This is a genomic window from Paracoccus stylophorae, assembly GCF_028553765.1.
In the GTDB taxonomy this organism is placed as follows: Bacteria; Pseudomonadota; Alphaproteobacteria; order Rhodobacterales; family Rhodobacteraceae; genus Paracoccus; species Paracoccus stylophorae.
This window is the reverse complement of record NZ_CP067134.1, coordinates 1,094,563-1,118,290: the sequence shown is the minus strand read 5'-3', so window position 1 is coordinate 1,118,290 and position 23,728 is coordinate 1,094,563. Positions and strand designations below refer to the sequence as shown.

Sequence of the window (23,728 nt, the reverse complement as noted above, 5' to 3'; positions counted from 1 at the left end):
CGCGTTGTCGTGCAACTATACAGAAAAACCGCCTCGTCGCCAGCCATGCGAAAAGACGGCTTTTCGACAGCTGCCGCGTCGGCGGGAACCCGCCGATCGCGCCCGGTGCCGCGCCGCAGGCGACCGGCCCGCGCGCGCCGCTGCCGGCAGGCGAATGGCTTGCACGGGACGGCCGGGCTGGGATAGACCGGCCGCAGGACATCGAAGCAGGGAAACCCCGTCATGGCAGGCAGCGTCAACAAGGTCATTCTGATCGGCAATCTGGGTCGCGACCCCGAGATCCGCACCTTCCAGAACGGCGGCAAGGTGGCCAATCTGCGGATCGCGACCTCGGACCAGTGGAAGGATCGCAACACCGGCGAGCGTCGCGAAAAGACCGAGTGGCATTCGGTGGCGATCATGTCCGAAGGGCTGGTGAACGTGGTCGAGCGGTATCTGAAAAAGGGCAGCAAGGTCTATGTCGAAGGCCAGCTGGAAACCCGCAAATGGCAGGACCAGTCGGGCCAGGACCGCTATACGACCGAGGTGGTGCTGCGCGGCTTCAACGGCACGTTGCAGATGCTGGACGGCCGCGGCGACGGCGGCGGCGGCCGCGATTCGGGCGGCTTCGGCGGCGGCGGTTACGAAGACAGAGGCGGCGGCGGTTCGGCGCCGGAAGGCGGGACGTCATCCGGGGGCGGGCGCAGCGATTACGACGACGAAATCCCGTTCTGATCCCGCCCGGACCGCGCCGGACCCCCTCTCCGTTACGTCACACCGGCGGCGCGCGGCGGCCGGCCGGATCGTCTTGCTTTGACTTTGACCGTGCCACAGGCTAGGCCCCGGATCGGCTGCCCGGTCCGCGACTTCCCGTGACCGGCACCGGGCCGTGTATCGGCCCGAGACAACGATCAGGCGAACAGAATGACCCAGAACGAAATTGCCGCGCCGCTGGCCGCAGCATTGGCCGGACGCGGCTATGACACCCTGACCCCGGTGCAAGAGGCGGTGCTGCGCGACGATGCCGGCGGGCGCGATCTGCTGGTCTCGGCACAGACCGGGTCGGGCAAGACCGTGGCGTTCGGCATCGCTGCCGCGCCCGAATTGCTGGACGCCGCTTTTTCGCTGCCCGAGGGGACGGCGCCGCTAATGCTGGCCATCGCGCCGACGCGCGAACTGGCGTTGCAGGTCGCATCCGAGCTGGACTGGCTTTATGCCGCGACCGGCGCGCGGATCGCGACCTGCGTGGGCGGCATGGATTACCGCACCGAACGGCGCGCGCTGGCGCGCGGTGCGCAGATCGTCGTCGGCACGCCGGGACGGCTGCGCGATCACATCGAACGCGGCGGGCTGGATCTGTCGCAGCTGCGCGTCGCGGTGCTGGACGAGGCCGACGAGATGCTGGATCTGGGTTTTCGCGAGGATCTGGAATTCATCCTTCAGGCCGCGCCCGCAAGCCGCCGGACGCTGATGTTTTCGGCCACGGTGCCCGCCGCGATCGAGAAGCTTGCCCGCGATTTCCAGCGCGACGGTCTGCGCGTGGCGGCGATGGGCGAGGCGCGCCAGCACGGCGACATCGCCTATCGCGCCCTGTCGGTGGCCGTGCGCGACCGCGAGAACGCGATCTTCAACCTGCTGCGGTTCTACGAGGCGCGCACCGCCATCGTGTTCTGCAAGACCCGCGCCAACGTCAACCACCTGCTGGCCCGGATGGGCAATCGCGGCTTTCGCGTGGTCGCGCTGTCGGGCGAATTGTCCCAGCAGGAACGCACCCATGCGCTGCAATCGCTGCGCGACGGGCGCGCGCGCGTCTGCATCGCGACCGACGTCGCCGCGCGCGGGATCGATCTGCCGGGGCTGGAACTGGTGATCCATGCCGATCTGCCGGGCAGTTCCGAAACGCTGCTGCACCGGTCCGGCCGGACCGGGCGCGCCGGCGCCAAGGGCGTCTCGGCCCTGATCGTGACACCGGCCGACTACAAGAAGGCGCAGCGCCTGTTGCAGGGTGCCAAGGTGGCGGCGGAATGGGGCAAGGCGCCCTCGGCCGACGAGGTGCGGGCGCAGGACGACATCCGTATGCTGGACCACCCGGCGCTGCGCACCACGCTGGAAGACACGGCGGTCGCCCGGGAATTGCTGGCGCGGGTCGGGCCAGAACAGATCGCCGCAGCCTTCGTGCAACTGTGGCGCGAAGGCCGCCCGCCGCCCGAGGAACTGGCCGACACGCCGCCGCCTTCCGCCGCCGCGCCGCGTCCGCCGCGCGAATTCGGGGACTCGATCTGGTTCAGCCTGTCGGTCGGCCATACCGGCCGGGCCGAGGCGTGCTGGCTGCTGCCCAAGATCTGCGAGGCCGGCGGCATCACCCGCGACGGCATCGGCGCGATCCGGGTGCGCGAACACCAGACCCATGTCCAGATCGCCGCCGCCGACGCCGCCCGTTTCGGCGACGGGATCGAGATCGAGCCCGGCCTGACCATGCAGCGGATGCAGACCGAGCCGGGACAGGACCCCGCCCCCGGCCGCGCCCCGGCCCCAAGCCCCGCACGCCGAAACCGCCCCGGCCCGGCCAGGACCGCACCGAACCTGCCGCCGCGCCGCGTCCCGACCCCGTGCCCACGCCGCAAGGCGCGCCCGAGGGCGAACTTTCCGCGACCGGCAAACCGCGTCCGAAACCGCGTTGGAGCGCGGCGCAAAAGGCCGAGAAGGCGCAGAAGTTGCGCATGGCGGCCAAGGAGAAACCCGCCGCGCGGCGCGATGCGCCCGCCGCACCCGCCGCCGCCAAGGGTCGTCCCGCCAAGCCGGCCGGCAAGGCCCCGACAGCCCGGCGCGCCCGCGGCGGCGATGCGACGCCGCACCGGCCCAAACGCCGCAAATAACGGCGCCGGCACGCGGTCGTCCACCCTGCCCCGGCCCCCGCCGGGCGCGGGCGTGATCTGCGCGGCAGGCTGATGCCGGAACATTTCCCTCGTCGCGCCAGTTTCCCCACGGAACATGACGAACGAGGGATGAGATGAGCGATCTGACGTGCGATGTCGCGGTGATCGGCGCGGGAACCGCCGGGATGACGGCCGAAAACGCCGCGCGAAAGGCCGGCGCGCGAACCTTGCTGATCGACCCCGCATTTGCGGGGACGGTATGCGCGTCGGTGGGCTGCATGCCCTCGAAACTGCTGATCGCGGCCGCGCGCGCGGCCCATGACGCGGCCCGCGCCGAGATATTCGGCATCGCCACCGACCCGGTCATCGACGGCGCCGCCGTCATGCGCCGCGTCCGGGCCGAGCGTGACCGCTTCGTGGCAGGCGTCCAGAACAGCCTTGACCGCCTGCCCCCGGATGTGGCGATCCGCGCGCGCGCCTGGTTCGAAGGTCCGACCGCATTGCGGCTTGACGATGGCCGGCGGGTCACGACACGCGCGACGGTGATCGCCACCGGATCGGCACCCGCGATTCCCGACCCCTATCGCGATCTGGGCGATCTGTGCCTGACCAACCGCAACATCTTTGAACTGGAAACCCTGCCCGACAGCCTTGCGGTGATCGGGGCCGGCAATGTCGGGCTGGAACTTGCGCAGGCGATGGCCCGGCTTGGGGTGCAGGTGACGGTGTTCGACCGGGGCGACACGCTTGGCATCTCTCGGTCGGACGAGGTCAACGAGGCCATCCGCACCGCGCTGGAACGCGATCTGACGCTGCGCATGGGAACCTCGCCCGAACCAAGGCGCGAGGGCGAGCGCGTCCGCCTTGACTGGGGCGATGGCCAGTCGCAGCACTTCGACCGGGTGCTGCTGGCGGTGGGGCGGCCGCCGCAGATCGACGGGCTGGACCTGGAAAAGACCGGCGCGTCGCTGGACGACAAGGGGATGCCCGATTTCAGCCGCGACACGTTGCAGATCGCGGATCTGCCGATCTATATCGCCGGCGATTCGAACGGGTTCCGTCCGATCCTGCACGAGGCATCGACCGAAGGCGCGGTGGCCGGGCGCAACGCCGCCCACCACCCCGACCCGCGATCCTTGGACCGGACGCCGCATTTCACCATCACCTTCACCGATCCGCCCGTCGCCAGCCTGGGCGAGGGGCCGGGTCCGCAGAGCTTGAGCGGGACGGCCGATTATTCCGATCAGGGGCGCGCCAAGGTCGATGCCGTGGCGCATGGGCTTGTGCAGATCCACGCGGACCGGCACGGGCGGCTGATCGGTGCCGATCTGTGCGCGCCGCAGGGCGATCACCTGGCGCATCATCTGGTCTGGGCGGTGATGGACAGGGTGACGGCGGCGGATTTCCTGCGCCGGCCCTTCTATCACCCCACGCTTGAGGAAGGGCTGAAATCGGCGCTGCGCCAGATCTGCAAGGCCAGCGAGACCGAGATTCCCGCAGACCGCGACCTGAAGGACCCGCCCGGAAGCTGACCGGCGGGCACCCCCGCCGCTTCGACTAACCGGCAGGCGCAGCCCTGCCCGCGATCACACCGTGTCCAGATACAGCTCGACCGTCTCCTCGTCCGACAATTCGGCCATGTAGTGCAGCTCCTGCCGTTTCGTCATCAGGTAGTTCGTCACCAGATGGTCGGGAAAGATGCGCCGGATCTCGGGGCATTGATCGAAGGCGTCGATGGCCGCGCCCCAGCTTTCGGGCAGTTGCGCAAGCTTCTGATCATAGGCGTTGCCCTTGAACGGTTGCGGCGCCTCCAGCCGATCCTCGATCCCGTTCAGCGCCGCGCCCAGGATTGCCGCGACCGTCAGATAAGGATTCACGTCGCCGCCGGCCACGCGATGTTCGATCCGCCGCGCCTTCGGCCCCGAGGACGGGATGCGGATTGCGGCGGTGCGGTTCTCATAGGCCCAGCCGATCCCGGTGGGTGCGTGCGCATTCGGCACCAGCCGGTCATAGGAATTCTCGTGCGGCGCAAACAGCAGCGTCGATCCGGGCATGGCGCGCAGACAGCCCGCGACCGCGTGGCGCAACGCATCGGTCCCCATCTCGCCGCCATCGTCGAAGATGTTGTCGCCGTCCTTGGTCAGGACCGAGAAATGCATATGCATCCCGTTGCCCGGCCAGGCATCATAGGGTTTGGCCATGAAACTGGCGGCAAAGCCATAGGATCGCGCCACGCCCTTGACCAGCATCTTGAACAGCCAGGTATCGTCGGCGGCCTTCAGCGGATCGGCCTGGTGCATCAGGTTGATCTCGAACTGCCCCGGCCCCGCTTCGGAGATCGAGGTGTCGGCGGGAATGTCCATCATCTCGCACGCCTCGTAGAGGGTCGAGAAGAACTGGTCGAACGCGTCCAGCGCCCGCAGCGACAGAACCTCGCCGCCGGTGCGGCGCTTGCCCGACCGCGGGCTGGGCGGCACCCGCAGCGTGCGGCCGGAATCGTCGATCAGGAAAAACTCAAGCTCGGTCGCCACCACCGCCTTCAGACCGGCGGCGTCATAGCGGTCCACGACCCGCGCCAGCGCCTGCCGCGGATCGCCCTCATAGGGGCGGCCATCGGGATGGAACATCCACAGCGGCAACAGCCCGGTCGGCGCCTCCAGCCACGGCATCGGCATGAAGCCGCGATCGGTGGGCATCAGCAGCCCGTCGGGATCGCCCGATTCGAAGACCAGCGGGCTGTCCTCGATATCCTCGCCCCAGATGTCCAGATTCATCACCGAAAAGGGGAACTTGGTGCCCTCTTCGAACAGTTTCTGCGCGGATCGCGCGGGCATGCGCTTGCCGCGCGCCACGCCGTTCAGGTCGGCGGCGGCCACGCGGATCGTCTTGACGTCGGGATGCTCTCTCAGCCAGTCCATTATCTCACCAGTTGCGGTCGGTATTTCAGGCGCCCGGCCGCGCCCGGAAGATGCCGGTTCAGGCGCCGGTTCACCATGCCGAACAGCACGATCAGGATCAATGTGAACAGGACGAAATAACCCGCCACGATCGGATAGGCGACGAACGGGTTGAAGGTCTTGTCGGCGAAATAGCTGGCGTAATACAGGCTGTCGCCGCGCTGCTGGAACGCCGGAAAGCCCGAAAAGAACACCAGCGTCGTCGCGTGGAACAGAAAGATCGCCTCGTTGGTATAGGACGGCCAGGCCAGCCGCAGCATCGTCGGCCACACGACGCGGCGGAACTTGGTCCAGCCGGCAAGACCATAGGCATCGGCCGCCTCAAGATCGCCGCGCGGCACCGACATCAGCGCGCCGTGAAAGATCTGCGCCGAATAGGCGGCGGTGTTCAGGATCAGCACGATCAGCGCGCCCGCCCACGCCTTGGTCAGCCAGCTTGTCGCGACGGTCAGGCCGAACAGCTCAATGCCCGCACGCGGCAGCATCACCAGCGCCTGATAGGCCAGAAAGAACTGGATGAACAGCGGGCTGCCGCGAAAGATGAAGATGAAGGCATCGGCCGGCCTGCGCAGCCACGGATTGCGCCCGGCCTTGGCCATGGCCAGCGCCGTCGCCAGGAAAAAGCCGAAAAACAGCGCGAAGCTTGCGAAATACAGGTTCCAGATCAGGCCCGATCCGATCAGCACGACCTGCTGGCACAGATCGAAATCGGTGCGCGGCAGGATGCGTTCCCCGATCCCGATGGACCGCAGGCCGTAATCGGTGATGGCCTGGGCGCAGATCATGCGGCCCCCTTGCGCATGGCTTCGCCCGCCAGCGTCGCCTGACCCGCCGACAGGCGCCGGGTCAGCCGCCCGATCACCGTCTCGGACACCCAGGTCATCAGCAGATAGAAGACAAGGATCGCCAGGAAGTAATAGATCCGCCAGTCGGGATGGGGATAGGAAAAGGCGCTGGTCTTGGCCCCGCCCAGTTCGCGCGCCCAATAGACGATGTCCTCGACCCCCAGCAGGAACAGCAGCGGCGTGGCCTTGACCAGGATCATCCACAGATTGGACAGCCCCGGTATCGCATAGGACCACATCTGCGGGATCAGCACCCGCCGCGCCACCTGCCCCGAAGTCATGCCATAGGCTTCGGCGGTCTCAAGCTGGGCGCGCGGCACCGCCTGCATCGCGCCCTGCAGCACATTGGCGGCGAACGCGCCGAACACGACCGAGAACGCGACGACCGCCAGACCGAAACCATAGGCCTCGTGCACCCATTGCGGGCTGGTCGATTGCGGCAGCTTGGCGGCGGCGCAGACCAGGAATTCGTTGCCCCGCCGGACCGGGCCGTCGCTGTCGCACAGATACTGGAACCGCAGCCATTCCAGCCCCTGATCCAGCGCGATGGGCACGAACAGGAAGAAGATGATGTCGGGCACGCCGCGCACCATCGAAGTATAGATCCGCCCCAGCCAGCGCAGCGGCAGCACCCGCGACCGCGACGCCATCGCGCCGGCAAAGCCGAACAGCAGCGCCACCGGCGCTGTGATCGCCAGCAACAGCAGCACCGTGCCGAAGCTGGCATAGAACAGCAGATGCTTGCCCGATGTGAGGTAACACACCAGCCAGGTCATCCCCTCAAGCGCGGCGGGATCAGAGCATTGGGCGAACATCGTCGGTCACCCCCCGGCCCCCGCGCTGCCGGACGATCCGCGCACGGGGGCCGGGGACGGGCTTATTCATGGGTCTGCGCGTCTTCCCCGAACCATTTGGTGATCATCTCGTTCAGGCTGCCATCCTCTTTCATCGAGGCGATGGCCGCGTTCAGCTTTTCGCGCAACTCGTCGTCGGACTGGCGCACGCCGATGCCGATGCCCTCGTCCAGGCTGACCTGATCGCCGATGAAGGTCAGATCCTCGCTTTCCTCGACATAGGGGCGCACGACCTCGTGGTCGCCGAAGGCGGCGTCGGCCTCGCCGTTGCGGACGGCGGCCAGAACCTCGTCGATGGTGGCGTATTCCAGCAGCGTCGCGTCGGTCTGTGCGATATAGGCCGACTGCACCGTCCCGGTCTGCGCCGCGACCACCGCACCCTCAAGGCTGACATCGTCGTTCAGCGCCACATAGGACGATGGTGCCGGCGGCAGATAGTTCTGGGTGAAGGCGATGGCCTGCTTGCGTTCGTCGTTGATGCTCATCGCGGCGATGATCGTGTCGTAATTGCCCGACACCAGGTTCGGAATGATCGAATCCCAGTCGTTCTTGACCCAGGTGCAGTCCAGCTCGGCGCGCCTGCACAATTCGTCGCCCAACTCGCGCTCGAACCCGTCGATCTCGCCCGAATCGTTGATGAAGTTATAGGGGGGATAGGCGCCTTCGGTGCCCATGCGCACGGTCTGGGCCATGCCCATCCCGGCGGTCAGCGCCAGCGCGGCGGCGGCAAGGATCAGTGTCTTCATGTCGTTTTCTCCTGTTGGTCGTCTTTTTTCCTGATCGGTGTTTCGGTCCTGTCATGCCCGGCGTGTCAGGCCGCCATCGTGGCACTGAGGAACTGGCGCAGGCGGTCGGTCTGCGGATCGCCGAACAGCCTGTCCGGCGGCCCCTCTTCGCAGATCACGCCCTTGTGCAGAAAGACCACGTGATCGCTGACATCGGCGGCCAGCCGCATGTCGTGGGTGACGATCAGCATGGTGCGGTGTTCGGCGGCCAGATCCTTGATGACCCGGACCACCTCCTGTTGCAGTTCGGGGTCCAGTGCGCTGGTCGGTTCGTCGAACAGCAAGGCGCGCGGCTGCATGCACAGCGCGCGGGCGATGGCGGCCCGCTGCTGCTGGCCGCCCGACAGCTGCGCGGGCCAGGCCTCGGCCTTCTCGCCGATGCCGACCTTGGCCAGCAGCGCGCGGGCGCGGGTCTCGACCGCGGCCCGATCCTCGCCCAGAACGGTCACCGGCGCCTCCATGACGTTTTGCAGGATCGTCATGTGCGACCACAGATTGAACTGCTGGAACACCATCGCAAGATTGGTGCGGAACCGCGTCACCTGCGCGCGGTCGGCGGGCACGCGGTTGCTGCCGCGCCCCTTCCAGCGCACCGCCTCGCCGTCGAACAGGATGTCGCCCTGCTGGCTGTTCTCAAGCAGGTTGCAACAGCGCAGCAAGGTGGACTTGCCCGACCCCGAGGACCCGATCAGGCTGATGACATGGCCGCGCGGCGCGGTCAACGACACGCCCTTCAGAACCTCAAGCTGGCCATAGGCCTTGTGCAGCCCGCTGATCCTGATGACCGGCGGCGTGGCGTCCGTGGCGGGTTGGGTCTGACTGTCCATCCGTGCATTGGGCGACAATTACGCGACGATTGCAACGGCTTCTGCGCGATGCCGCCGCGCGCGCGGGCGCGCGCGCCGCGACGTCAGGCGATCTCGATGGAATATTTCTCGATCACGGTGTTGGCCAGCAACCCCTCGCACATGCGCGTGACCTCGGACCGGGCGGCCTCGGCGTCGGTTGCGTCCAGATCCAGTTCGATCACCTTGCCCTGGCGGACGCCCGCGACGCCCTTGTGACCCAATCCGGCCAGGGCGTGGCGGATCGCCTCGCCCTGCGGGTCCAGAACGCCGTCCTTCAGCATGATCGTGACACGGGCCTTCACTGTCATCGCGGCGTCCTTCAGTTGATCGCGGTCGGCTTGAGGCTGGTGGTGTTGGCGGGCATCAGGCCCAGACGGCGCGCCACCTCGGTATAGGCGTCGGTCAGATTGCCCAGATCGCGGCGGAACACGTCCTTGTCCAGCTTCTGCCCCGATTTCATGTCCCACATGCGGCAGCTGTCGGGGCTGATCTCGTCGGCGACGATCAGGCGCATGAAATCGTTGTCCCAGACGCGCCCGATCTCGATCTTGAAATCGATCAGCTTGATGCCGACGCCATACAGCACGCCCGACATGAAATCGTTGACCCGCAGCGCAAGGCTGACGATGTCGTCCAGATCCTGCTGCGTGGCCCAGCCGAAGGCGACGATATATTCCTCGGACACCATCGGATCGCCCAGCTCGTCGTTCTTGAAACTGTATTCGACGATGGGGCGCGGCAGCAGCGTGCCTTCCTCAAGCCCCAGGCGCTTGCTCAGCGATCCGGCGGCAAAGTTGCGCACGATCACCTCAAGCGGAATGATCTCGACCTGGCGGATCAGCTGCTCGCGCATGTTGATGCGGCGGATGAAATGGTTCGGCACGCCGATATTGGTCAGCCCGTTCATGAAGAACTCGGACAGGCGGTTGTTCAGCACGCCCTTGCCCTCGATCACCGCCTTCTTCTGGGCGTTGAAGGCGGTCGCGTCGTCCTTGAAATACTGGACCAGCGTGCCCGGCTCGGTGCCTTCGTAAAGGATCTTGGCCTTGCCTTCGTAAACTTTCTTGCGCCGCGGAGCCATGACGGGCCGTCCTTTCGCATCTGACTGCATCGGCCCTTAGCCCAGAACGGGGGTCTGGGGCAATACAGGGTTGCGGCAAGCCACTCCAATGGGCATATCAGACCGCAACCGCAACAGGAGGCTCTGCATGTCCACTTTCGACGACCGCGAACGCGCCTATGAGGCGAAATTCGCCCACGACGCCGATCTGCGCTTCAGGGCCGAGGCCCGGCGCAACCGTCTTCTGGGCGAATGGGCCGCCGACATTCTGGGCAAGACCGGCGAAGACGTCCGCACCTATGCCATGACCGTCGTCACCTCGGATTTCGAGGAGGCGGGGGACGAGGATGTGTATCGCAAGCTGGCCGGCGATCTGGAAGGGCTGGTCGATTCCGCCACGATCCGCGCCAAGATGTCGGAAATGATGGTCGAGGCGCGCCGGCAGATCATCGACGAGGTCAAGTGATCCGGCGGGCGCCGGCCCCGCCTGCCCGCCCCTCAACCTGCCCGCCCGCGGATCATTCCCGCATCCCCGCGCGCGCCTGCCCCCTGCCTGCCGATGCGGGTGCGGCGCCGGTCAGGCCCGCGTCGCGCTGATCGGCGGCGTGCGGGTTTCCGCGCGCTTTCTGGCCTCGCGCCAGGTGATATAGCTGATCGCCGCGATCATCATCCCCCCGCCCAGCAGCACCCAGCCGTCCAGCGGTTCGTGAAAGACGAACACGCCCAGCATGCTGGCCCAGATCAGTTGCAGGAAGGTGACCGGCTGCGTCACCGTCAGCGGCGCGGCGGCAAAGGCGCGCGTCATCGTGTAATGGCCCAGCGTCGCGAACACCGCCACCAGGCCCAGCCACGCCACCTGCGCAGGCGTCGGCGTGACCCACACCGCAACGGCCAGCGGCGCCAGACCGACGGCCACGGTCAGCGACATCATCGCCACCACGACCGAGGCGGGCACCCGTTCCGACAGCCGCTTGGCCATCAGATAGGAGGCCCCGAACGCCATCGCCGCGCCGACCTGCGACAGATGCCCCGGATCCAACGGCCGGATCCCCGGCCGCAACACGATCAACGCCCCCAGCAGGGCGATGCAGACCGCCGCGATCCGGCGCGCGGCCAGCTTCTCGCCCAGAAACAGCGCCGCGCCCACCGTCACCATGATCGGATTGAGAAAGCCGATCGCCGTGACCTCGGCCACCGTTATCCGCGACATCGCATAGAACCAGGCGATCACCGCGACCACGTGCAACACGCTGCGCATCACGAACAGACCCCAGACCGGGGCGGCAAAGCCGCGCCGCAGGGCCGGCACCAGCACCGGCATCAGGAATGCCAGCCCGAACACGAACCGGATGAACGCGGCCTGCGGCGCGGGCAGCGCGCCCTCCAGCCCGCGCACGATCCCGTTGACGGCGACAAAGCACAGCCCCGTCGCCAGCATCCAGCCGATTCCCATAAGATCACGGCGCGTATCGTGGTGGATTTGCATCATCTGCAAATGACCGCTTTCCCGCGCCGCCGCAAGCCCCGTCAGCCCAGCGCCAGACGCGCGGCGATGGCCCACATGATGGCACCCACACCGGCCTCCAGCCATTGCCAGGCGCGAGGCCGCGCGAAGACCGGCGCCAGCAGCCGCGCACCATAGCCCAGCGCGAAGAAGAACAGGAACGATCCGCAGATCGCCCCCGCGGCAAAGCCGCGCCGGTCCGGCCATTGCGACGACACCGCCCCCAGCAGAACCACCGTGTCCAGCCAGACATGCGGGTTCAGCCAGGTCAGCGCCGCGGCGGTCAGCAGCGTGGCGGCCAGCCCGTCGCCGCGACCGGCCGGCCGCAGCGCGTCGCCGCCCCGCAGCGCGGCGCGGAACGACCGCAGCCCGTACCACAGCAGAAACGCCACCCCGCCCCAGCGCATCGCGGCAACCAGCCACGGAAACCGCGCGCCCGCCGCGGCCATGCCGCCCACGCCCAGCGCGATCAGCAGCGCGTCCGACGCGGCGCAGAACAGGCAGACCGCCAGCACGTGACGCCGCAGCAGACCCTGTTTCAGCACGAACGCGTTCTGCGCCCCGATCGCCACGATCAGCGACAGACCGGTTCCCAGACCCGCCAGAAAGGATGTCATGGCCGCACCTCCGGCCTTGTGGATGGCATGGCGCACGGATTAACTGAAATGAATTGTCCTGATGCGGATGAAGCGCGACTGATGCAGGACTATCCCGCCCTGCTGGCCTTGGCCGAGATCCTGCGCCGCAACTCGTTCGAGGCGGCGGCCCATGCGCTGTCGGTCACGCCCTCGGCCATCTCGCAGCGGATCCGGTCGCTGGAAAACCGGATGGGCTGCGTGCTGATCGACCGCGGCCCGCCGCTGCGCGCCACGCCCACCGGGCTGCGCCTTGCCGCGCATCTGGACCGGGTGCGGCTGCTGGAAAGCCCCCTGCCCGGCCCCGCCGACGGCGCCCCGCCCGTCATCCGCATCGCGGTCAACGCCGACAGCCTCGCAAGCTGAGCGATGTCGCCGCTGGCGGCGGCGCCCGGCCTGCTGGATCTGGTGATCGACGATCAGGACCACGCCCAGGACTGGCTGAAAACCGGCCGGGTCGCCGCCGCCATCACCGGCGACACGCGCCCGGTCGGCGGCTGCGACTGCGTCGTGCTGGGGCGCATGCGCTATCGCGCGACGGCCAGCCCGGATTTTGTGCAAAGGCACTTTCCCGACGGCGTCACCCCGGCCAGCCTCGCGCGCGCGCCCTCGCTGCGCTTCAACGCCAAGGACGGGTTGCAGGATCGGTGGGTGCGGGCCCTGACCGGCCGCCGCATCGCCCTGCCGATCCATCAGCTGCCCTCGTCGCAGGCCTTCGCGCAGGCGACGCGGCTGGGGATGGGCTGGGGTCTCAACCCCGAAATGACGATTGCCGACGATCTTGCCACAGGTTCCCTGATCGACCTGTCGCCCGACCTGCCGCTGGATGTGACGCTGACATGGCAGACGGCGCGCATCACCGCCCCCGCCATCGCCGCCCTGACCCGCTCGATCGTGGCTTCCGCCCGCACCCACCTGCTGCCGCCCGCCGGGCCGCAGCCGAACTGACGACACCCCGCCCCTCGCCCTCTTTCCAAATACCTTGGGGGGAGTCGCGCAGCGACCGGGGGGCAACGCCCCCCGCCACCGCCCCCGGCCGGGAACCGCGCAGCTTACAGCTGTGCGGCGACCTCTTCGGACAAGTCGAAATTGCCGGTGACGTTCTGCACGTCGTCGTCGTCTTCCAGCGTGTCGATCAGCTTCATCAGCTTCTGCGCCGTCTCGACATCGGTGATCTCGGTCGGCGCCTGCGGCTTCCAGATCAGCTTCGTCGATTCGGATTCGCCCAGGGCGGCCTCAAGCGCGCCGGCGACCTCGTTCAGGTCGGTGTCGGCGCAATAGATCCAGTGCCCGTCCGCGTCGCTTTCCACGTCGCTCGCGCCGGCCTCGATCGCCGCCAGCATCACCGTGTCGGCATCGCCCGCCGATGCCGGATAGACGATCTCGCCCACCCGGTCGAACATGAAGCTGACCGACCCCGTCTGCCCCAGATCGCCGCCCGACTTGGTGAAATAGCTGCGCACGTTCGACGCGGTGCGGTTGCGGTTGTCGGTCATCGCCTCGACCACCAGCGCGATCCCGTTCGGGCCATAGCCTTCGTAACGGATTTCCTCGTAATTCTCGGCGTCGCCGCCCTGCGACTTGCGGATCGCGCGGTCGATCACGTCCTTGGGGACCGAATTCGACTTGGCCTCCTTCACCGCCAGCCGCAGGCGCGGGTTCTTTTCGGGATCGGGATCGCCCATCTTCGCGGCGACGGTGATCTCCTTGGAAAGCTTGGAAAACAGCTTCGAGCGCGCGGCATCCTGCCGGCCCTTGCGATGCTGGATATTGGCCCATTTGGAATGACCTGCCATGGTCGGTCGTCCTTCGATGTCGTGAAATCCGGATTCGCGCGCTTTTAGTCCAGCGACCCGCCCCATCGCAAGACGGACCCGAACCGCCGCCCGGACGTTGACCCGGCGCCCACCGTCCCATGCGCGAGAGATTGATGCTGAACTTTGCCCAGATCATCCTGTTCTCGATCTTCACGCTGATGATGGTGCTGATGTGCTGGGGGCGCTGGCGACACGATCTGGTGGCCTTCGGCGGATTGATGGCCGCCGTGCTGGCCGGGGTGGTGCCGGCCGATCAGGCGTTTTCCGGCTTTGGCAACCCGACGACGATGATCGTGGCGCTGGTGCTGATCGCCACGGCCGGGCTGACCCGCACCGGGGCTGTCTCGCGGCTCAGCCGGATGCTGGCCAGCGACACCCGCTCGACCACCGGGCATATCCTGCTGTTCGGCGGGGTCGGCGGGGTGCTGTCGGGCTTCATGAACAATATCGCGGCGCTGGCCATGCTGATGCCGGTGGACATGCAGGCCGCGCGCAAGGTCGGGCGCGCCGCCGGGCTGACGCTGATGCCGCTGGCCTTCGCGACGATCCTGGGCGGGATGCTGACGCTGATCGGCACGCCGCCGAACCTGATCGTGTCCAGCTATCGCAACCAGGTCCTGGGAGAGCCTTACCGCATGTTCGACTTCCTGCCCGTCGGCGCGGCGGTGGCCGCCGCCGGCATCGCCTTCGTGGCGCTGGTCGGCTGGCGGCTGATCCCGGTCAAGGGCGGCGGCGGCAGCGGCGGCGCCGGCCGCCCGCGCCGCTATCTGGCGCGGCTGGTCGTGACCGAGACCAGCGACCTGAACGGCGAGGCCATGGCCGATGCGCGCAAGGTCGCGCAGACCGCCGGGGTGCGGCTGATCGGCATCATGCGGCACGGCCATGTCGTGGAACAGGATCTGGACAGCCAGATCCTGGAACCGGGCGATGTGCTGCTGCTGCGCGCCGACCCCGCGGCGCTGGACGAATACCGCTCGAACAGCAAGCTGGCCTTTCCCGACGGACGGGTCGAGCCGCGCGCCCGCAAGGATGTCGAGGGCCAAAGCCTGATCGAATGCCTGGTGCCGGTCAAGGCCGCCATCATCGGCCGCACGGCGCAGTCCTTCGGCCTCGTGAACCGCTATGACAGCGTGCTGATCGGCATGCGCCGGCGCGGCATCGCCATGCGCGCGGCCCTGCCCCGGCAAGAGATCATGGCCGGCGACATGCTGCTGCTGCTGGTGCCCGAAAGCCGGGTCGATGACGTGCTGGCCGCCTCGGACATCCTGCGTCTGGATCGCGGCAGCCTGCCGGTCCAGCGCGAGGGGCGGATGCTGACCGCGATCCTGCTGTTCGCCGCCGCCGTGCTAGTCACCAGCCTGGGCTGGGTCAGCATGTCGATCGCCCTTGGCTGCGTGATCGTCGCCTATGTGCTGACCGGCGTGCTGTCGATCAACGAGCTTTACGATCACGTCGACTGGCCGGTGATCGTGCTGCTTGGCTCGATGATCCCTCTGGGTCTGGCGCTGGACCAGACCGGCGGCACGGCGCTGATCGCGGCGCTTCTGGCCAGCGCGACGCAGGGCTATCCGGCATGGGTCGGGCTGACGCTGCTGATGGTGGCGACCATGCTTCTGTCCAGCGTGCTGAACAACAACGCCACCACCATCGTCGCCGCGCCGGTGGGCATCCGGCTGGCCCAGCAGCTTGACGTGCAGCCCGATGCGTTTCTGATGGGGGTGGCCGTCTCGGCCTCGTGCGCGTTCCTGACGCCCATCGGCCACCAGAACAACACCCTGGTCCTCGGCCCCGGCGATTACCGGTTCGGCGATTACTGGCGCATGGGCCTGCCGCTGGAAATCATCGTGCTGGCGGTGGGGGTGCCGCTGCTGCTGATCGTCTGGCCGCTGTAACCGCGGCCCCTCAGCCGCCCGTCAGCGGCCAGAAGATCGGAATGACCGTCGCGGCCGTGATCGCCATCAGCAGGTTCAGCGGCAGGCCCACGCGGATGAAATCGGCAAAACGATAGCCGCCCGGCCCATAGACCAGCGTGTTCGTCTGATAGCCGATGGGCGTGGCGAAACTGGCCGAGGCGCCCATCATCACCGCGATCACCAACGGGCGCGGATCGACCCCCAGCTGGTTGCCCAGGGAAATTGCCACCGGCGTCACGATCACCGCCACCGCGTTGTTCGTCACCGTCTCGGTCAGCACCATCGCCAGCAGATACACGGCCAGCACCAGCCCCCAGCTTGGGATCTCGGCCAGCCACGGCGCCACCCGCGTCACGATCAGTTCGACCGCGCCGGAATTTTCCAGCCCGACCCCCACGGCCAGCATCGCAAAGATCAGCGCCATCAGCCGGCCATCGACGAAACTCAGCGCCTCGTCGGCGTCGATGCAGCGCGTGCCCAGCACCACCGCCACGCCGATGAAGGCCAGCAGCAGGATCGGCGCGACCTCGAACGCCGACAGCACCACCACGGCGGCCAGCGTGGCGACCACGATGGGCGCGTGCTTGCGCCGGAACGCGCGGTCCGAGGGCGCGTTGACCTCGACCATGTCCATCTCGCCGGCCAGACGCTGGATATCGGCGGGCGCCCCCTCCAGCAGCAGCGTGTCGCCGACGCGCACCACCAGATCGTCCAGCTGGCGGCCGATATTCTGGTTCTTGCGATGCGCGGCCAGCACATAGACGCCGTAACGCCGCCGCAGCCGCATCGAGCCCAGGCTGCGCCCGACCATGTGGCAGCCCGGCGTGATCAGCACCTCGACCGTCGAGGTCTGCACCGAACTCAGCTTGTCCACCATCCGCAGATCCTTGTGGCTCTGAAGGCCCAGAACCTCGGACATCGGCGTGCGCAGAACCACGCGGTCGCCCGCCTCCAGCCGGACGGCGGGCAGGTCGCGCCGCAACGAGGCGTCGCCGCGCAGCACGTCGATCACGCGGGCGGTGTCGCGGCTGAAGATGTCCACCTCGTCCAGCCCCTTGCCGATCAGGGCCGAATCCTCGGGAATCGCCACCTCGGTGAAGAATTTCATCTTCGAGCGGCCCGACATCAGCTGCGACATCGAATCGCGATCGGGCAGCAGCCGGGGCGCGAACAGCAGCAGATAGACGATGCCCACCAGCGCCATCGGCAGACCGACCGGCGTGATCTCGAAGATGCTGAACGGCGCCAGCCCCGAACTGCGCGCGACCCCGTCAACCAGCAGGTTGGTCGAGGTGCCGATCATCGTCATCGTGCCGCCGAGGATCGACAGGTAGGACAGCGGGATCAACAGCTTGGATGGGGATTTTCCCATCTCCTTGGCCAGCTGCATGAAGATCGGCATCATCACCACGACCAAGGGCGTGTTGTTCACAAAGGCCGACATCCCGCAGACCGCGCAGGACACCAGCCCCAGGGTCAGCATCGGATGGCCGCCCGCATGGCGCGCCGCGCGCTGACCGATCCAGTCCAGCGCCCCGGTCCGCACCAGCCCGCCCACGATGATGAACATGAACGCGATGGTCCAGGGCGCCGGGTTCGACAGCACCCCGCCGACGTGATCGACATCCAGAATCCCCAGGCCCAGCAGCACGACCGCGCCCAGAATCGCCGTGACCTCGGGCGGATAGGTCTCGCGGACGAACAGGGTCAGCATGCCGATGATGATGAACAGCGTCGTGACCGCGGCCACGGTTCCGGTCAGTTCAATTCCGAACATTCACATCTCGCGATTCCGACTGCCCTGCGGCCAACCCGCGCATCTTGCGCCGATTTCGCGCCACGCCGCAAGGCGGCACATGGCGCATGTTCCTCAGCCACCGCCGGCCCCGTCTTCGGCCTCGGTCGGCGCCAGCCTGCCGCCCTGCCGCACCGGCCGGATGCTGCGCGCCAGCCCGGTGCGGTCATCGGTCTCGACCAGCACCCCGGCCAGCGTCGCCTCGTTCTGGGCGGGGGTGAACCGCTCGCGCGCCATGCCGGTGATGAAGCGGCGCAGCGGTTCGGTCTTCTCCATGCCGATGACGCTGTCGTAATCGCCGCACATGCCCGCATCCGACAGATACCCCGTGCCGCGCCGCAGGATCTGTGCATCCGCGGTCGGCACATGGGTGTGGGTGCCCACGACCAGGCTGGCCCGCCCGTCGCAGAAATGCCCGCAGGCCATCTTCTCGCTGGTCGCCTCGGCATGGATGTCCACCACCGCCGCCTGCACCATGCCGCCGGGCGGATGCGCGCGCAGCACCGCATCCAGCGCCGAGAACGGATCGTCATAGGGCCGCGACATGAACACCTGGCCCAGCGCCTGCGTCACCAGGATCTTGCGTCCGCGCGCATCGGCGAACACGCCCGCACCGCGCCCCGGAGCCTCCCTGGCGAAGTTCAGCGGCCGCAGGATGCGCGGTTCGCGGTCGATAAAGGCCAGCATGTCCTTTTGATCGAACGCATGATCGCCCAGCGTCAGACAATCCGCGCCCGACGACAGCAGCAGTTGCGCGTGACCCGCCGTCACCCCGCGCCCGCCGCTGGCATTCTCGGCGTTGACGATGACGAAATCCGCCTTCAGCCGGTCGCGCAGCCCGGCCAGACGCTCGGTGATCGCCCGGCGTCCCGCCCGGCCCATCACGTCACCAAGAAACAGAATACGCATGCCCGCCTGACTATGCCAAAGCCCGCACACGCTCAAGCGGGATCGCGTGGCCGGCACGCCGAAAACCACGCCCCGGTCCCGCACCCCGCCCGACGTAAAAAAATGGTGCCCCCAGAGAGATTTGAACTCCCGACCTTCGGTTTACAAAACCGCTGCACTACCGCTGTGCTATAGGGGCGCCGTGCGGGTTTCTATCACGCCCGCGCGCCGCGCCGCAAGCGTCTCGGACGCAGGCCCGCAGCCTCAGGTCCGCAGCCTCAGGTCCTGCGCCGCGGCCCCAGATTGGCGCGCGCCAGCAGCGCGACCGCCAGCAGCCCGACACCCATCACCAGCAGCGCGGCGGGGGCGGCGTTGCCCAGATCCTCAAGACTGGCCTTTTCGTGCACCCGCGTCGCCAGCGTCTCATAGTTGAACGGCCGCAGCAGCAGCGTCGCCGGCAGTTCCTTGCAGCAATCGACGAAGACCAGCAGCAGCGCCGACCCGACCGAACCGCGCATCAGCGGCAGGAACACGTCGCGCAGCACGCCGGCATTGTCCCGCCCCAGCGACCGCGCCGCCATCGGCAACGAGGGCGGGACGCGGGTGAACGCCCCGTCGATGGCGCCCTGCCCGATGGCAAAGAACCGGACGAGATAGGCGAACACGATCGCCGCGCCGCTGCCGGTCAGGATCAGCCCCGGATCGGTCCCGGTCAGCACCAGCCAGCCATCCGCGATCCGGTGGTCCAGCGCCGCCAGCGGGATCAGGATACCGACCGCCAGCACCGCCCCCGGCGCGGCATAGCCGACCGTCGTCACCGGCAGCAACAGACGCGGCATCGCCCGCCCCGACAGGCGCACGCCGTAAACCATGATCAGCGCCAGCCCCACCGTCAGCACCGCAGCCACCCCGCCCAGGCTGACCGTGTGCCACGCCGCCTGCGCCAGCCCCGGCGTCACCCACCCCTGCGGATAGGCCAGCGCATAGTTCAGGATCACCGCCACCGGCAGCACGAAGCCCAGCCCGAAGGGCAGCGCGCAGGCCAGCGCCGCCAGCAGAGCGGGCATCCCGTGCAGCCGCTGGCGCACGATGGGGCGCGGCTGGCGCGCGCTTTGATGATAGCGGGCGTTGCGCCGGCCGAACCGTTCCCACAGCGCCAGGATCACGACCACCAGCAGAATGACGCAGGCAATCTGCGCCGCCCCGCCCGCGTTGCGCCGTTCCAGCCAGGTGGTGAAGATGCCGGTGTTCAGCGTCTGCACCCCGAAATAGCTGACGACCCCGTAATCTGCGACCGCCTCCATCATCGCGATGGCCGACCCCGCGACGATGGCCGGCCGCGCCAGCGGCAGGCCCAGCCGCAGGAACACCGCCCACGGCCCGGTGCCCAGGGCGCGCGCGACTTCGTATGCGCTGCCCGATTGCTCGTGCAGCGCCGCCCGCGTCAGCAGATAGACATAGGGATACAGCGCCGAGGCCAGGACCAGGATCGCCGCCTCGATCGAGCGGATATTGGGAAACCAGTAATCGCGCGCGCTGGACCAGCCGAACCAGCCGCGCAGCGCGGTCTGGACCGGCCCGCTGTAATCCAGGAAATCGGCCAGCGCATAGGCGCCGATATACGCCGGCACCGCCAGCGGCAGCAGCAGCAGCCATTCCAGCGCGCGCCGGCTGCGGAAATCGTACATGCTGACCAGCCACGCCGCACCCGTCCCCATCGCCGCCGCCAGCGCGCCCGTGCCCGCCGCCAGAACGACGGTGTTGATGGTATAGCGCGGCATCACCGTGGACAGCAGATGCGGCCAGATATTCTCGACCGGGTTCAGCGCCAGCCAGAACACCGCGCCCACCGGCATCAGCACCAGCGCCGCGATGGCGACGGCGGCCAGCGACCAGGCCGGACCGCCGCCGTGCCGCAGCGCGTGATCGTGGATGCGGCGGCGGCGCGGGGACCGCCGCGGGCTGTCGGTGACGCTCATGCTCAGGCGATACTGCAAAGCGAATTGACTGTCCACGAATGGCGGCTAGTGTGCCGGCGCCACACCCGATGGTTGCAGAAAGAACGGACGAGGCAGGACAGATGCAGATGGTTTTCCACCTCGGGGTGCATGGCACGGACGGCGACCGCCTGCTCAAGACCCTGCTTGCGAACCGGGCATGGCTGACCCGGCACCGGACCGAGATCGTCGTCCCCTCGCGCCATCGCGGCCTGTTCGAAGAGGCGATCATGGCCCTGAACGGCGGCCCCGCCACGCCCGAGATGCAGCAGATCATGCTGGACGCGATGCTGGACAGCGACGCCCCGGAACGGGTGGTCATGTCCACCCCCACGCTTCTGGGCGCGCCGGGCCGCGCCATCGGCCGCGACGGGCTTTATCCGCAGATCGGCACGCGCGCCGCCGCGCTGGCCAACCTGTTCCCCGACGCGCAGGCCGAATTCTTCGTGGCCGTGCGCAACCCTGCGGTGCTTTTGTCCAAGCTCGATCACCTCAACTCGGGCAGCTACGAATCGCTGATGCAGGGCTGTCAGCCGACGCAGCTGCGCTGGCGCGACACGATCCGCCGGCTGGTCGGCGCGGCGCAGGGACGGCGCGTGGTCGTCTGGTGCCACGAGGATGTGCCGCTGATCTGGCCCGAACTGGCGCGTCTGGCGGGCGACATGCCGCCCGACGCGCCGCTGTCGGGCGCGATGATCTATATGCAGGAATTGCTGGGCGAGGCCGGGCTGGCCCGGCTGCAAACCGAACTCGCCGGACGCGACCAGCTGTCGATCCAGCAGCGCCGCCAGATCTATGCCCGCGTCCTGCAATCCGACATGCGCCCCGACCGGCTGGACGAGAACATCGTCCTGCCCGGCTGGACGCAGCAGACCGTGGACGAGGTGACGGGTCTTTATCACGCCGACCTGGCCGAGATCGCGGTGCTGCCGGGCGTCGAATTCGTGATGCCCTGACCCGGCGCGCGGGACAGCCGCGCAACGCCCGCAAGCGGTGTACAGGCTGTGACCATGCGGTGCCGCCCCGGTGCATCGCCTGTGCGGCGGAAAACCCAGCATTTGCTCGCCCTCACAACGTCTGGCGACATCAGCCGTTGCGCGCACCGCCCCTGCAACGCGCGCGCCCGTTGCCCTATCGCTGCCGGATCTGGCGCAACGCCCGCGCCACGCCGCCATCGACCAGCAGAAAGCTCAGCCCGAAACCCGTCGCGAACCCGGCCAGTTCCGCGATCCAGCCATAGCCTGCGCCGCCGAAGACGATCCCGAAGACAAGCTGGAATACCAGAAGCATCCCGATCAGCGTGAAAGCCCGCATCCGGTTGGCGTTCAGCGCGCCCAGCCTTGCCCACAGAAGAAAGGTGAAAGCGCCCACCAGCCCGTAGACCGCCGGATACCCGCCGATCAGCGGCGCGGGCCGCCCCGGCAGCACCGCCATCGCCGCCGTATAGACCAGCGCCCCGCCGATGGCCGATCCCAGGAACAGGGCGATCACCGCCCAGGGCCGGAACTCGCGCGCGACAAGGTTGCCCAGCGCCAGCGTGAAGGCCAGAACGAACAGCGCATGGGTCAGCGAGCTGTGAATAAAACTGAAGGTAATCAGGCGGTAAAGCTGGTCCCAGTCGATGACGCCAAGCTGCCACATGCGGCTGACCATTTCGGGCGCAAAGGCGGCGATCTGCATCCCCGACAGCCGCAGCCCGACGCCCTGCGCGCCCCCGATCAGCCCCAGCTGGCCCAGCCCGAACACCGCCTCGCTGGCCACGATCGGCAGCACCAGCAGCCAGACGGCCGGCGGCAACGGGTTCAGGGGCGATTCGTTCAGGCCTTCGCGCATGCTGTTTCCTTCGCGGTTGCGGACGCTGCGGCCAACAGCTAAGCCAGCGCCACCGAAAATCCAAGCAGGCCAGACATGAGCGAGACGACCAACAAGGGCTTCACCCCGCGCATCTTCTCGGGCATCCAGCCCTCGGGCGGGCTGACGTTGGGGAACTATCTCGGCGCGCTGAAACGCTTTGCGGCGTTACAGGGCAAGGACGCCGAGACGGTCTATTGCATCGTCGATCTGCACGCGATCACCGTCTGGCAGGACCCCCAGATCCTGCGCGGCCGCATCCGCGAGGCCGCCGCCGCCTTCATGGCCTCGGGCGTCGATCCGGCGCAATCCATCCTGTTCAATCAAAGCCAGGTCAGCGCACATGCCGAATTGGCGTGGCTTTTCAACACCGTGGCGCGGGTTGGCTGGATGTATCGGATGACCCAGTTCAAGGACAAGGCCGGCAAGAACAGCGAGAATGCCAGCCTTGGGCTGCTGGCCTATCCGGCGCTGATGGCGGCCGACATCCTGGCCTATCAGGCGACCGGCGTGCCGGTGGGCGAGGATCAGAAACAGCATCTGGAACTGACCCGCGACATCGCCGCCAAGTTCAACCACGATTACGGCGTGAACCATTTTCCGCTGACCGAACCGCTGATCGAGGGTGTGGCGACGCGCGTCATGTCGCTGCGCGACGGCAGCCGCAAGATGTCGAAATCCGACCCCTCGGACGCCAGCCGCATCAACCTGACCGACGACGCCGACGCCATCGCCCAGAAGATCCGCAAGGCCCGCACCGACGCCGACCCCCTGCCCGGGCGCGTCGAGGGGCTGAAGGACCGCCCCGAGGCGCGCAACCTGGTCAACATCTATGCCGCGCTGGCGGACCAGACGCCCGATCAGGTGCTGACCCGGTTCGAGGGTCAGGGCTTTGGCGCGTTCAAGCCGGCGCTGGCCGATCTGGCGGTCGAGACCCTGTCGCCGATCACCCGCCGGATGGCCGAATATCTGGACGACCCGGCCGAGATCGACCGCATCCTGGGCGACGGCGCCGCGCGCGCCGACGAGGTCGCGACCCCGATCCTCGATCGCACGAAAGAGATCATGGGCCTCTTGCGCAGCCGACCCTGACGGCACGGGCTGCGCGCGCAGGCCGGACGCAA

The 23,728-nt window shown here is 67.9% G+C and carries 21 protein-coding genes, 1 tRNA gene and 1 pseudogene; 8 read left to right on the top strand and 15 right to left on the bottom strand.

Annotated features, from left to right (window positions below):
* The first annotated feature begins 222 nt into the window (after nt 1-222).
* From ssb to JHW45_RS05500, 3 genes are all read left to right on the top strand, one after another.
* Nucleotides 223-714 carry a single-stranded DNA-binding protein gene (ssb, locus tag JHW45_RS05510; protein ID WP_272859933.1) on the top strand — a complete coding sequence of 164 codons (492 nt, stop codon included), beginning with the start codon at nt 223-225 and terminating at the stop codon, nt 712-714.
* A 189-nt stretch (nt 715-903) separates the two neighbouring features.
* Nucleotides 904-2,928: a DEAD/DEAH box helicase gene (locus JHW45_RS05505; protein WP_272859932.1), complete on the top strand. Its 2,025-nt coding sequence runs from the start codon at nt 904-906 to the stop codon at nt 2,926-2,928.
* Between the two features lie 61 nt (nt 2,929-2,989).
* The gene (locus JHW45_RS05500) at nt 2,990-4,387 is read left to right on the top strand and encodes a dihydrolipoyl dehydrogenase (RefSeq protein ID WP_272859931.1); all 1,398 of its coding nucleotides are present in this window, start codon (nt 2,990-2,992) and stop codon (nt 4,385-4,387) included.
* 54 nt (nt 4,388-4,441) lie between these two features.
* Here JHW45_RS05500 and JHW45_RS05495 read toward each other — a convergent pair whose 3' ends face one another.
* The 7 genes from JHW45_RS05495 to purC all read right to left on the bottom strand — a co-directional run bounded on the left by JHW45_RS05495 (nt 4,442) and on the right by purC (nt 10,225).
* On the bottom strand, nt 4,442-5,773 hold the full coding sequence (locus JHW45_RS05495; protein WP_272859930.1) for a glutamine synthetase family protein: 1,332 nt from the start codon (nt 5,771-5,773) through the stop codon (nt 4,442-4,444).
* The gene (locus JHW45_RS05490) at nt 5,773-6,597 is read right to left on the bottom strand and encodes an ABC transporter permease (protein WP_272859929.1); all 825 of its coding nucleotides are present in this window, start codon (nt 6,595-6,597) and stop codon (nt 5,773-5,775) included. The genes JHW45_RS05495 and JHW45_RS05490 overlap by 1 nt, the downstream gene beginning before the upstream one ends.
* On the bottom strand, nt 6,594-7,472 hold the full coding sequence (locus tag JHW45_RS05485; RefSeq protein WP_272859928.1) for an ABC transporter permease: 879 nt from the start codon (nt 7,470-7,472) through the stop codon (nt 6,594-6,596). Before JHW45_RS05485 ends, JHW45_RS05490 begins: the two co-directional genes overlap by 4 nt.
* A gap of 62 nt (nt 7,473-7,534) precedes the next feature.
* Nucleotides 7,535-8,257: a transporter substrate-binding domain-containing protein gene (locus JHW45_RS05480; protein ID WP_272859927.1), complete on the bottom strand. Its 723-nt coding sequence runs from the start codon at nt 8,255-8,257 to the stop codon at nt 7,535-7,537.
* Nucleotides 8,258-8,322: 65 nt separating this feature from the next.
* A complete protein-coding gene (locus JHW45_RS05475) occupies nt 8,323-9,123 on the bottom strand; it encodes an ABC transporter ATP-binding protein (RefSeq protein ID WP_272859926.1) in 801 nt (266 codons plus the stop codon).
* A gap of 83 nt (nt 9,124-9,206) precedes the next feature.
* Nucleotides 9,207-9,446 (bottom strand): phosphoribosylformylglycinamidine synthase subunit PurS, encoded by a 240-nt coding sequence (gene purS, locus JHW45_RS05470; protein ID WP_272860552.1) that lies wholly within the window; start codon nt 9,444-9,446, stop codon nt 9,207-9,209.
* Between the two features lie 17 nt (nt 9,447-9,463).
* Nucleotides 9,464-10,225: a phosphoribosylaminoimidazolesuccinocarboxamide synthase gene (gene purC / locus JHW45_RS05465; RefSeq protein WP_272859925.1), complete on the bottom strand. Its 762-nt coding sequence runs from the start codon at nt 10,223-10,225 to the stop codon at nt 9,464-9,466.
* A gap of 127 nt (nt 10,226-10,352) precedes the next feature.
* On the opposite strand from purC, the gene JHW45_RS05460 reads away from it, so the two are divergent.
* Complete coding sequence (locus JHW45_RS05460; RefSeq protein ID WP_272859924.1) at nt 10,353-10,670, top strand: DUF1476 domain-containing protein; 318 nt, start codon at nt 10,353-10,355, stop codon at nt 10,668-10,670.
* Between the two features lie 111 nt (nt 10,671-10,781).
* Here JHW45_RS05460 and JHW45_RS05455 read toward each other — a convergent pair whose 3' ends face one another.
* Entirely contained in the window at nt 10,782-11,693 is a 912-nt protein-coding gene (locus tag JHW45_RS05455; protein WP_272859923.1) for a DMT family transporter, read from the bottom strand.
* Nucleotides 11,694-11,731: 38 nt separating this feature from the next.
* Nucleotides 11,732-12,325: a LysE/ArgO family amino acid transporter gene (locus tag JHW45_RS05450; protein WP_272859922.1), complete on the bottom strand. Its 594-nt coding sequence runs from the start codon at nt 12,323-12,325 to the stop codon at nt 11,732-11,734.
* An 81-nt stretch (nt 12,326-12,406) separates the two neighbouring features.
* On the opposite strand from JHW45_RS05450, the pseudogene JHW45_RS05445 reads away from it, so the two are divergent.
* Nucleotides 12,407-13,291, top strand: a pseudogene (locus tag JHW45_RS05445) (LysR family transcriptional regulator ArgP).
* A 104-nt stretch (nt 13,292-13,395) separates the two neighbouring features.
* On the opposite strand, the gene JHW45_RS05440 reads toward JHW45_RS05445, so the two are convergent.
* The gene (locus JHW45_RS05440; RefSeq protein WP_272859921.1) at nt 13,396-14,139 is read right to left on the bottom strand and encodes a YebC/PmpR family DNA-binding transcriptional regulator; all 744 of its coding nucleotides are present in this window, start codon (nt 14,137-14,139) and stop codon (nt 13,396-13,398) included.
* Nucleotides 14,140-14,258: 119 nt separating this feature from the next.
* Here JHW45_RS05440 and JHW45_RS05435 point away from each other — a divergent pair, with 119 nt between their 5' ends.
* A complete protein-coding gene (locus JHW45_RS05435; protein ID WP_272859920.1) occupies nt 14,259-16,052 on the top strand; it encodes an SLC13 family permease in 1,794 nt (597 codons plus the stop codon).
* Between the two features lie 10 nt (nt 16,053-16,062).
* Here JHW45_RS05435 and JHW45_RS05430 read toward each other — a convergent pair whose 3' ends face one another.
* The 4 genes from JHW45_RS05430 to JHW45_RS05415 all read right to left on the bottom strand — a co-directional run bounded on the left by JHW45_RS05430 (nt 16,063) and on the right by JHW45_RS05415 (nt 20,612).
* Complete coding sequence (locus JHW45_RS05430; protein ID WP_272859919.1) at nt 16,063-17,850, bottom strand: SLC13 family permease; 1,788 nt, start codon at nt 17,848-17,850, stop codon at nt 16,063-16,065.
* Between the two features lie 93 nt (nt 17,851-17,943).
* The gene (locus JHW45_RS05425; protein WP_272859918.1) at nt 17,944-18,777 is read right to left on the bottom strand and encodes a TIGR00282 family metallophosphoesterase; all 834 of its coding nucleotides are present in this window, start codon (nt 18,775-18,777) and stop codon (nt 17,944-17,946) included.
* 103 nt (nt 18,778-18,880) lie between these two features.
* A tRNA-Thr gene (locus tag JHW45_RS05420) sits at nt 18,881-18,955 on the bottom strand.
* Between the two features lie 79 nt (nt 18,956-19,034).
* Nucleotides 19,035-20,612, bottom strand: a complete 1,578-nt coding sequence (locus tag JHW45_RS05415) for an ABC transporter permease (RefSeq protein ID WP_272860551.1) — start codon at nt 20,610-20,612, stop codon at nt 19,035-19,037.
* A 224-nt stretch (nt 20,613-20,836) separates the two neighbouring features.
* On the opposite strand from JHW45_RS05415, the gene JHW45_RS05410 reads away from it, so the two are divergent.
* The gene (locus JHW45_RS05410; protein WP_272859917.1) at nt 20,837-21,709 is read left to right on the top strand and encodes a hypothetical protein; all 873 of its coding nucleotides are present in this window, start codon (nt 20,837-20,839) and stop codon (nt 21,707-21,709) included.
* 175 nt (nt 21,710-21,884) lie between these two features.
* On the opposite strand, the gene JHW45_RS05405 is transcribed toward JHW45_RS05410, so the two are convergent.
* Entirely contained in the window at nt 21,885-22,586 is a 702-nt protein-coding gene (locus JHW45_RS05405) for a rhomboid family intramembrane serine protease (RefSeq protein WP_272859916.1), read from the bottom strand.
* 75 nt (nt 22,587-22,661) lie between these two features.
* Here JHW45_RS05405 and trpS point away from each other — a divergent pair, with 75 nt between their 5' ends.
* Nucleotides 22,662-23,696 carry a tryptophan--tRNA ligase gene (trpS, locus tag JHW45_RS05400; RefSeq protein ID WP_272859915.1) on the top strand — a complete coding sequence of 345 codons (1,035 nt, stop codon included), beginning with the start codon at nt 22,662-22,664 and terminating at the stop codon, nt 23,694-23,696.
* The last annotated feature ends 32 nt before the right edge of the window (nt 23,697-23,728 follow it).

Bases quoted from the DNA above. Each gene is read 5' to 3' on its own strand.
- JHW45_RS05480 (WP_272859927.1), bottom strand. From the start codon at position 8,257: ATGAAGACACTGATCCTTGCCGCCGCCGCGCTGGCGCTGACCGCCGGG.
- JHW45_RS05460 (WP_272859924.1), top strand. From the start codon at position 10,353: ATGTCCACTTTCGACGACCGCGAACGCGCCTATGAGGCGAAATTCGCC.
- JHW45_RS05490 (WP_272859929.1), bottom strand. From the start codon at position 6,597: ATGATCTGCGCCCAGGCCATCACCGATTACGGCCTGCGGTCCATCGGG.
- JHW45_RS05485 (WP_272859928.1), bottom strand. From the start codon at position 7,472: ATGTTCGCCCAATGCTCTGATCCCGCCGCGCTTGAGGGGATGACCTGG.
- JHW45_RS05410 (WP_272859917.1), top strand. From the start codon at position 20,837: ATGCAGATGGTTTTCCACCTCGGGGTGCATGGCACGGACGGCGACCGC.
- JHW45_RS05435 (WP_272859920.1), top strand. From the start codon at position 14,259: ATGCGCGAGAGATTGATGCTGAACTTTGCCCAGATCATCCTGTTCTCG.
- JHW45_RS05475 (WP_272859926.1), bottom strand. From the start codon at position 9,123: ATGGACAGTCAGACCCAACCCGCCACGGACGCCACGCCGCCGGTCATC.
- ssb (WP_272859933.1), top strand. From the start codon at position 223: ATGGCAGGCAGCGTCAACAAGGTCATTCTGATCGGCAATCTGGGTCGC.
- purC (WP_272859925.1), bottom strand. From the start codon at position 10,225: ATGGCTCCGCGGCGCAAGAAAGTTTACGAAGGCAAGGCCAAGATCCTT.
- JHW45_RS05450 (WP_272859922.1), bottom strand. From the start codon at position 12,325: ATGACATCCTTTCTGGCGGGTCTGGGAACCGGTCTGTCGCTGATCGTG.
- trpS (WP_272859915.1), top strand. From the start codon at position 22,662: ATGAGCGAGACGACCAACAAGGGCTTCACCCCGCGCATCTTCTCGGGC.
- JHW45_RS05495 (WP_272859930.1), bottom strand. From the start codon at position 5,773: ATGGACTGGCTGAGAGAGCATCCCGACGTCAAGACGATCCGCGTGGCC.
- JHW45_RS05415 (WP_272860551.1), bottom strand. From the start codon at position 20,612: ATGCCGGTGGGCGCGGTGTTCTGGCTGGCGCTGAACCCGGTCGAGAAT.
- JHW45_RS05425 (WP_272859918.1), bottom strand. From the start codon at position 18,777: ATGCGTATTCTGTTTCTTGGTGACGTGATGGGCCGGGCGGGACGCCGG.
- JHW45_RS05500 (WP_272859931.1), top strand. From the start codon at position 2,990: ATGAGCGATCTGACGTGCGATGTCGCGGTGATCGGCGCGGGAACCGCC.
- JHW45_RS05440 (WP_272859921.1), bottom strand. From the start codon at position 14,139: ATGGCAGGTCATTCCAAATGGGCCAATATCCAGCATCGCAAGGGCCGG.
- JHW45_RS05505 (WP_272859932.1), top strand. From the start codon at position 904: ATGACCCAGAACGAAATTGCCGCGCCGCTGGCCGCAGCATTGGCCGGA.
- JHW45_RS05405 (WP_272859916.1), bottom strand. From the start codon at position 22,586: ATGCGCGAAGGCCTGAACGAATCGCCCCTGAACCCGTTGCCGCCGGCC.
- JHW45_RS05455 (WP_272859923.1), bottom strand. From the start codon at position 11,693: ATGATGCAAATCCACCACGATACGCGCCGTGATCTTATGGGAATCGGC.
- JHW45_RS05430 (WP_272859919.1), bottom strand. From the start codon at position 17,850: ATGTTCGGAATTGAACTGACCGGAACCGTGGCCGCGGTCACGACGCTG.